The 7,544-nt window shown below is 54.1% G+C and carries 7 protein-coding genes and 1 tRNA gene; 5 read left to right on the top strand and 3 right to left on the bottom strand.

Translation table 11 applies throughout. From position 1 onward, the window contains the following. On the top strand, nt 1-855 hold an 855-nt coding region (locus RDM26_RS08180; RefSeq protein WP_307738473.1), incomplete at its 5' end, for an MFS transporter. 278 nt (nt 856-1,133) lie between these two features. On the opposite strand, the gene RDM26_RS08185 is transcribed toward RDM26_RS08180, so the two are convergent. Next, nucleotides 1,134-2,144: a substrate-binding domain-containing protein gene (locus RDM26_RS08185; protein WP_307738474.1), complete on the bottom strand. Its 1,011-nt coding sequence runs from the start codon at nt 2,142-2,144 to the stop codon at nt 1,134-1,136. Between the two features lie 241 nt (nt 2,145-2,385). On the opposite strand from RDM26_RS08185, the gene RDM26_RS08190 reads away from it, so the two are divergent. Then, nucleotides 2,386-3,570: a Gfo/Idh/MocA family oxidoreductase gene (locus tag RDM26_RS08190; RefSeq protein ID WP_307738475.1), complete on the top strand. Its 1,185-nt coding sequence runs from the start codon at nt 2,386-2,388 to the stop codon at nt 3,568-3,570. A gap of 26 nt (nt 3,571-3,596) precedes the next feature. Continuing rightward, nucleotides 3,597-4,595 carry a TIM barrel protein gene (locus RDM26_RS08195; protein WP_307738476.1) on the top strand — a complete coding sequence of 333 codons (999 nt, stop codon included), beginning with the start codon at nt 3,597-3,599 and terminating at the stop codon, nt 4,593-4,595. Between the two features lie 44 nt (nt 4,596-4,639). On the opposite strand, the gene RDM26_RS08200 is transcribed toward RDM26_RS08195, so the two are convergent. Beyond that, on the bottom strand, nt 4,640-5,326 hold the full coding sequence (locus RDM26_RS08200; protein ID WP_288292640.1) for an SDR family oxidoreductase: 687 nt from the start codon (nt 5,324-5,326) through the stop codon (nt 4,640-4,642). 30 nt (nt 5,327-5,356) lie between these two features. Continuing rightward, a complete protein-coding gene (gene ppk2 / locus RDM26_RS08205) occupies nt 5,357-6,268 on the bottom strand; it encodes a polyphosphate kinase 2 (protein WP_307738477.1) in 912 nt (303 codons plus the stop codon). A 136-nt stretch (nt 6,269-6,404) separates the two neighbouring features. On the opposite strand from ppk2, the gene upp reads away from it, so the two are divergent. Both upp and RDM26_RS08215 read left to right on the top strand, forming a co-directional pair. Then, a complete protein-coding gene (upp, locus tag RDM26_RS08210; RefSeq protein WP_024059674.1) occupies nt 6,405-7,046 on the top strand; it encodes a uracil phosphoribosyltransferase in 642 nt (213 codons plus the stop codon). Between the two features lie 286 nt (nt 7,047-7,332). After that, nucleotides 7,333-7,417, top strand: a tRNA-Ser gene (locus RDM26_RS08215). The last annotated feature ends 127 nt before the right edge of the window (nt 7,418-7,544 follow it).

The raw sequence follows: 7,544 nt of genomic DNA on the forward strand, positions 1-7,544 counted from the left end.
ATGCGGGTCATGCCGGAATCTCCGCGTTGGTATGCCGCTAACCAGCGTTACTATGAAGCCATTGGTGCTTTGAAACGCGTGCGTGACACCGATCAAGAAGTAGAGTTCGAAACTAACGAAATGATCGAACTGCACCGTAAAGAAGAGGAAGAAGAACAGTGGAACTTCTCCCGGATCTGGAGTACTCCCTGGACCCGTAAAGTGCTAATCATCGGGGTGTTCCTGGGGATCTTCGATCAGACCACCGGGATTAACACCGCTATGTGGTACATGCCCAAGATTCTAACCGCCGCCGGTTTTGATACTGGTCAAGGCATTATGCTGAACGTGGTCACCGGTACTTTCTCCGCAGTTGGGTCCGCAGTTGGCTTCTTGTTGATCGCCAAACTCTACCGCCGTACGGTAGGTATCTACCAAGAAACCGGGGTCGCGATTTCCCTATTGGTATTGGCCGGAGTGTTCTACTGGGGTATCGAGCCCCATATGGATGCCCACGGCAACGTGGCCAGCGATATTCCCAACTTCTTGCCGTGGTTGGTGCTGGTTTTGGTGTCGGTATTCCTGTTCATCAAACAGTCGGGAACCATTCACTGGGTGCTGCTGTCCGAAATCTTCCCGGCGAAGATCCGCGGGGTCTCACAGGGAATCTCGGTTTGCGCCCTCTGGATTTTCAACGCCATCGTAGCGGGAACTTTCCCCTGGATGATCGAGAACCTGGGTGGTTCCGGTACCTACTTGGTCTTCGGAATCATCAACGTGATTGCGTTGTGCTTCTACATTAAGTTCGTTCCGGAAACCAAGATCTACACCTTGGAAGAGGTGGAACAGAACCTGGAGGCTAAGTACTCCAAGTAATAGCTATATATCCAGCCTCCGCCCTGGCCTGTCGGCAAACTATTCGTTAGTTCGCTGGCAGGCCAGGGTTTTTATTATTCGGGTTTATTTTTGAATTTCCGAGGGCGAGCGCTAGGTTCTTCCGGGAGCGGGGGATCGGCGCAGCACTTTCACGGTCATGTAGCGAGAGATAGATTCTCGCGGGAGCGGGGCTGAGCGCGATGTCCTCATCAGGGTACGTTTCTTTTTGTAATCGGAGAGCGCGGAACTCGGACTGTGGGCTTCAGAATCGCTTAGCGCTACTTGTTACAGGTGGTGGCGCGCTGCAGCAAAGCGGGACGAATCGCGATTTCTTGTCCGGGATCCCCCGGGGCGGCGTAGCGCTTAGCCAAGGCGGTAACGGCTTGCGCACCCAACTGATCCGCATGTTGGTCGATGGAAGTGATAGAGAATTCCTCTAGCTGTCCCAAATAGGTGTCGTCATAGGTGATTAACCCACAGTCTTTACCTGGTTCCATTCCCAGGGCACGCAACGCGGTACAGGCTTCAATCGCTATCAGGTTGTTATGGGCAATAAACGCTGGCCGCTTGGCCACCGATCCTTCCAGGCATTGGCGAATCTGTTCCCCCGGTTCCAGATCTGGTACAAGAGCTTGAAATCCCGGGAAACTTTTATGTTTTTTCCGTAAAGCTTCAAAAGCAGTTCGCTGCACTTTGCGGCGGGTCACTACTGCCTGGTCAACACTTTCCGGACTGGATAGGGAAAAGATGCGGTCGTATCCACACTCGGCTAGGTGAGTGATTGCTAGTCGGGCTGCTGCTTCCTCGTCCATATGGATAGAGTCTATTTTTCCTGCCACGTACTTTAACCCCAGCACCGCTAGGGGGAAGGTTTCAGACAGGTGCGCCAGGCGCTCTTGGGAGGAGGCAGGGGAGATCAGGATGACCCCGATAGTTTGCATTTCCTGGTAGCGGTTTATCAGGTTCCATTCTTTTTCCGGATCCTGGCGCGCAGTTGAAACCAAAGACAAAAATTTGTTTTCTTCAGCTGAAAGCCGCAGCGCGTCCTCTACCTCTTCGAAAAAAGGATTTTGCAGATCGGGCAGGATTACTCCGAGGAGATCGGTTCCGGAGGTCGATAAGAACGCGGCGTTTTGGTTACGCACGTATCCCATGTCAGAGGCAACGCGCAGAATGTTGGCCTTAGTTTGCGCATTAACCCGCGGGGAATCAGATAGCGCCAGGGAAACTAATCCGCGTGATACTCCGGCCTTGCGAGCCACATCTGCTTGCGTAGGGCGAAAACTCATAGCCCAAGTATAAATAACGCGCGAAAAAAATAGGGGTGACTTGGTGGTGCAGCTAAGAATCTCGGCTGCTAGAAGCACGGAACCTAGGTTTTAGAAGATTTCGAAAAATATTTGAAATTAGGCCTTGATTTGTGGAAAAAAGTCCTTTACCATGGACAGTAGTTAACGCGTGTTAATACTGGTTTGCGGGGACGCTTTCGCCAGGAATGAAGGCACTGCCAAAACTCAAAGAGGAGAAAAAATGACTAAAGAAACCCTGTCAGTGGCGGTGATCGGTGCGGGGATGGCCGGACGCACCCATGCGGATGGTTGGCGGCAAGCCAACACGGTATTCGCATCCGATTTGCCACGGCTGCGTCTAGCCACTATCGCGGATGCCTATCTGCCCTTTGCAGAGGCCGCTGCCCGTGATTACGGTTACGAAAAAGCCACTGACAACTGGAAAGACATTGTAAATGATCCCGATATTGACATCGTCTCCATTGTGGTGGGCAACAAGTTGCATCGCGAAATGGCGGAAGCATTGGTGAAAGCGGGCAAACACGTCCTGTGCGAAAAGCCTTTGACCGACAACCTAGAGGACGCCAAAGCGATGGCCGAGTTCGGGGCCACCGATAAAGTGGTCACCGGTCTGGGTTACTGCTATCGCCGCAATCCCGGACTGGCAAAAATCGCAGACATGGTGCAAAGCGGACAGCTGGGGGAAATCACCCATTTTGACGCGCGTTACTGGTGCGACTATGGCTGTGACCCGAACACCCCGATCGCATGGCGCTATAAGGGGCCGATGGGCTCGGGCGCTCTCGGAGATGTAGGTAGCCATCTAGTTGATACCTCAGAATTTATTTGTGGCCCTCTGGAGGCGATCGCTGGTGCCCAGCTTTCTACCGTGATTAAGAAGCGTCCCCCGGCTCTAGAAGGAGTTGCAGGAGGCCGCGGCGCATCCTCGCAGGCGGAAGCGACCGAAATCGTAGAAAATGATGACGTCGCTACCTGCACCCTGAAATTTGAAAACGGGATTATCGGAACCTTCTCGGTTTCCCGGGTCGCGTTCGGATCCCCGAACTCCATGCAAATCACCGTTAATGGCACCAAAGGAATGGTCTCCTTCGATATGGCGCGCGCCGGCGAAATCATAGTTGACGACCAAAGTTCTCCTGCTGGACTAGGCGGGCCGCGCCGCGTCCTCGTTAACCCCGACTTCCCCTACTTCAAAGGCGGATCCTCGATGGACTTCGGGGGAGTAGGCGTTACCCAAATTCAGCAGTTCGTTTACCAGGCGCACGCTTTCTTAGAGCAGATAGCCGGGGTCAAAGACGGATTGCCTCCCACGCCTGACTTTGCCTATGGATACCGCTCCATGCGGATCCTCGACACCATTGCCAAATGCGCAGCCAACGGTGGCGCCGAAATGGAAATCAAATAACCCAAATAACAAAAAGGAGAAAAACCATGGCTATGAATCTAGGTGCTTACACCGCTTGTCTACACAACTTCACGCTGCCTGAGGCGCTCGATCACCTAAAATCATTCGGGCTAACCGGTGCGGAAGTAAACGTGGGGGGCTTCATACCCTCCCCGCACTGCCCGGTTGACCTGCTCATCGGTTCAAAAACCGCTCGTGAAGACTACCTGGGGATTTTCGAAGAGAAAGGAATGCGCCTTGCCGGGCTGAACACTTCCGGTAACGTCGCCGACCCGCTGCCCGATGTAGGGCCGCGCCACACCTATGACCTCAAACGCGCCATCGAACTGGCCGGAAAACTCGGGGTCGGAGAAATCGTATGTATGTCCGGGCTGCCCGGCACCGACCCGGACGCCAAATATCCGGCCTGGGTAGTTAACCCCTGGAACGGTGAACAGCTAGAAGTTCTGGAATACCAGTACTCGGTGCTAGAGAAATTCTGGAAAGAAATGGATAAGCGCGCCCAAGACGCGGGAGTGAAACTGGCTTGGGAACTGCATCCCACCAACACCGTGTTCACCCCCACCCAGTTCCTAGAGTTCGACGAACGGGTCGGCGGCTTCAAGAACATCGGGGTAAATATGGATCCTTCCCACCTGATGTGGCAGGGGATGGACATTATTAAGTCGATTGAACTGCTTGGTGACAAGATTTTCCACGTGCACGCCAAAGACACCAAGATCGAGCCCGGGGTAGCCACTCGCGGGGTACTCGATCCTTGCTTCAACCCGGTTCCCGAGGACGAATCCGCGCGCACCCCCGTAGGGATGGATCACTACTGCTCGTCCTGGCCCTCTGATCCCGCCTGGCGCTTCGTTGCCATCGGTGAAGGTCACGACGTGCCCTGGTGGAGTGAGTTCCTAGCCGCGATCTCCAAGATCGATCCGGAAATGAACATCAACATCGAACACGAGGATGCCGCCTACGACCAGCTAGAAGGTATCCGCCTCGGGGTAGAAAACCTGATCGCCGCGCAGAGCGCCTAGGAAGAAACCGGTCTAGTGCCGCGTCCGTCTGGGGTGGCAGCGGCCTAGCGCCGCACCTGCCGTACCGGGCGAATCGATACCATTTCCACCATCGCATTTTCGGGAGAATCAATAGCGAAACGAACCGCTCTGGCGATAGATTCCACCGTCATATGATCTTCCGGATCATAATAGTCAGCGTTCTCTTGCAAAACGTGTTGCATATCGGTATCGACTCGCCCGGGGTGGATAGAGGTGACCCGGATCTTGCCGCGCTCTTCCTCGCGGAGACGATCGGCGAGGGCGCGCAAACCGAACTTGCTAGCACCATAAATCGCGGAACCCAGGCGGGAATCGAATCCTGATCCCGAGTTCATGAAAATAACCTGCCCCTTGCTGGCACGCAGCAAAGGAATACACAGGCGGGTTAAATCCATAGGAGCTACCAGGTTTAACTCCAGGTCATCGCGCCAATCCTGACGGCAAGCATCAGCAACATTTCCATTGCGCAGCCGCCCGGCATTATTCACCAGAACATCCAGGTGACTAAGCTGGGCGGCTTTCGCGGCGAGGGCGTCCTCGTCACAAATATCAACTACCCAAGGCTCGGCCGAAGGGAGAGTGTCGGCTACTGCCCGCGCCCCCTCTTCAGTAGTAGCCCCCACCAAAACGTGGTGGTCACGAGAAAGCTCTTTACAGATGGCGGCGCCAATTCCGCGCGAACCGCCAGTTACCAGTGCTACTTTGTCCATGCAGCCACCCTAGCGGCTATTGCGTGGAAATCAATTCTCGTTATCGCGGTACTGCTTTAAATCCTCCTCAGTGCCCGCAAGCTTCTTTTTCTTGTGTTTTTTGGCAACCTCGCCCGCAAAATCAGGAACATACTTGGAAACCGCCACCGAAGGACGGATATAACCACTGGAGTTAGGGCGCGGAGGCAGCTGGATCGGCTCCGCATCGCTTTGAATCTCCGTATAGGGGATAGAGCTGAGGAAATGATGAATCATATTCAACCGCGCCTGCTTCTTAGAGTCAGAAAGCACATGATGCCAAGGCGCCACCGAAGTGTCCGTATGTACCATCATGTCGTCCTTGGCACGCGAGTAATCTTCCCAGCGAGTGATGGATTCTAAATCCATGGGGGAGAGTTTCCACTGGCGTAACGGATCACCGAGTCGAGATTTGAAACGCTTGTACTGTACTTTATCTGACACACTGAACCAATACTTACGCAGATAAATACCGTCCTCGACTAACATTTGTTCAAAGATGGGGCATTGCCGCATAAACAGTTGCACCTGGTCAGGGCGGGCAAATCCCATCACTTTTTCCACCCCGGCGCGGTTGTACCAGGAACGATCGAAGAGGACGATTTCGCCGGCTGCGGGCAGATGCTCGATATAACGCTGGAAATACCATTGAGTTTCTTGCCGCTCTGTCGGTTTAGGTAGCGCCACAATCCGGGCGACCCGCGGGGAAAGGTATTCGGTCATCCGTTTAATAGTGCCGCCTTTACCGGCCGCATCGCGACCTTCAAAAATAACTACGATCCGGGCTCCGGTAGCTTTCACCCAGGTTTGTAGCTTGCCTAATTCGCCCTGTAAGCGGTAGAGCTCGGCCTCATAAACTTTATTGGGGATTTTCTGCACTTTGATTTCGTCAGCTTCACTAATCCCATGTTCGCTGTGCTTCATCGGTATCTCCTGGCTTGGCGGTAATTCTTAGCGTAGATCAGGGGTGCGCTGTGTGGAGGTAAAACGGGAAGAATATTTTTAGGGAAGGAGCGGTAAAGAGTAGGCAGGAGAAGTGAAAACAAGCTAGTTTTAAAGTATGGAATTTAAAGTCATTGACCATCCGCTGGTGAAACATAAGCTGACCATTCTTCGAGATAAAGACACCCCCTCTTCGGTGTTTCGGCAACTGGTTGATGAACTAGTTACCCTGCTCGCCTATGAGGCAACTCGGCATGTGCGGGTAACTCCCAAGCAGATCGAAACCCCGATTCAACCTATGGAAGGCGAGGTAATCTCGACTCCCCGTCCGATCGTGATTCCGATTCTGCGTGCCGGACTAGGGATGCTGTCTGGTATGACTGCCTTACTGCCGACTGCAGAGGTCGGTTTCTTGGGGATGAAACGGGACGAAGAAACCTTGGCGATCGAAACCTATGCGAATCGTCTGCCCCAAGATTTAACTGACCGGCAAGTGTTCCTGGTCGATCCGATGCTGGCAACCGGCGGCACCCTGGTGGCGGCAATCGACTACGCTCTGGAGCGAGGCGCCCGGGATGTTACCTGTATCTGCCTGGTGGCGGCACCCGAAGGGGTTAAGCACGTAGAAGAACATATCGGTCAGCGGGCAGATGTTACCGTGGTGGTGGCGGCGCTCGATGAGGGGCTTACCCCGCAGGCTTATATTCGCCCCGGTCTGGGCGATGCCGGTGATCGTTTATACGGGATCGTAGATCAGTAGGCTCGCGTGGAGTTGCTTAGCGCGGTTGCGTAGCAGCGTGCTGGCGGCTTTGCTCTGTTCGTCGAGGTTATGCGGCGGTGATTGTTTTGCCACGGCGACAACGCGAAGGGACTAGCCGCGGGAGTGATCACATTTCGCGCCTAAAGTTTAGTTCTAGCGGACAAATCCGCTAAACTTTTGAAGGTCTGTTAATGCAGCATTTGGTAGCGGTTCCTCGCTTTGCGCCTCAGGTACCTTCGGTGCCTTCGGCCGCGAGTAACCACACCAACAACTGAATACAGTACCTGGTAGCGTGTCCGAGCGGCCGAAGGTGCAGCACTCGAAATGCTGTGTGGGGCAACCCACCGTGGGTTCAAATCCCACCGCTACCGCAAGTGTGATGTCCCGCGACATATGTCCGCATATGTCGCGGGATTTTTTGGGTTTTTGGGGTGGGTGTTTCGGGTCATTTGTCCGTTTTGGGTTTGGGGTGTTTCAGGACATTTGTCCGTTTTTTGG

Source organism: uncultured Varibaculum sp., assembly GCF_902489465.1.
Lineage (GTDB): Bacteria > Actinomycetota > Actinomycetes > Actinomycetales > Actinomycetaceae > Varibaculum.